Genomic DNA, 477 nt, shown 5'->3' on the forward strand with positions numbered 1-477 from the left:
GTGGAAGGCCGACCTCGTCGAGAACACCGAGACGGGCAGGCTGCTCTGCCGTCGTGCGGACGGGACCGTCGAGGTGCACGTGGACGGGCTGGCCTTCGCCAACGGGGTCGCCCTGGCCGCCGACGAGTCCTTCGTGTGCGTGGCCGAGACGGGTCGCCGGACCGTCGTACGCCGGTGGCTGACGGGGGAGAGGGCGGGGTCCACGGACCTGCTCGCGAGCGACCTCCCGGGCTACCCCGACAACATCTCGCGCGGCAGCGACGGCCTGATCTGGGTCACGATCGCCTCGCCGGTGGATCCGGTCGTGGAGGTGCTGCGCGACCGGGCGCCGATGTTCGTGCGCAAGGCCGCGACCCGCCTTCCCGAGCTCGTGCAGCCCAAGCCGAAGCGGAGCGTGCGCGTGCAGGCCTTCGACGACACCGGCCGGTTGGTGCACGACCTGGACGTGGACACCGAGGACTACCACCTGGTCACCGG

Annotated in this window: 1 protein-coding gene; it reads left to right on the top strand. The window is 71.9% G+C overall.

Going from position 1 to position 477, the window contains the following annotated elements:
- Positions 1-477: SMP-30/gluconolactonase/LRE family protein (locus tag VG566_RS20395; RefSeq protein ID WP_423172727.1), on the top strand; the 477-nt coding region annotated here is incomplete at both ends.

The sequence above is a fragment of the Stenotrophomonas sp. CASM114 genome, assembly GCF_049384325.1.
Taxonomy (GTDB): domain Bacteria; phylum Pseudomonadota; class Gammaproteobacteria; order Xanthomonadales; family Xanthomonadaceae; genus Stenotrophomonas; species Stenotrophomonas muris.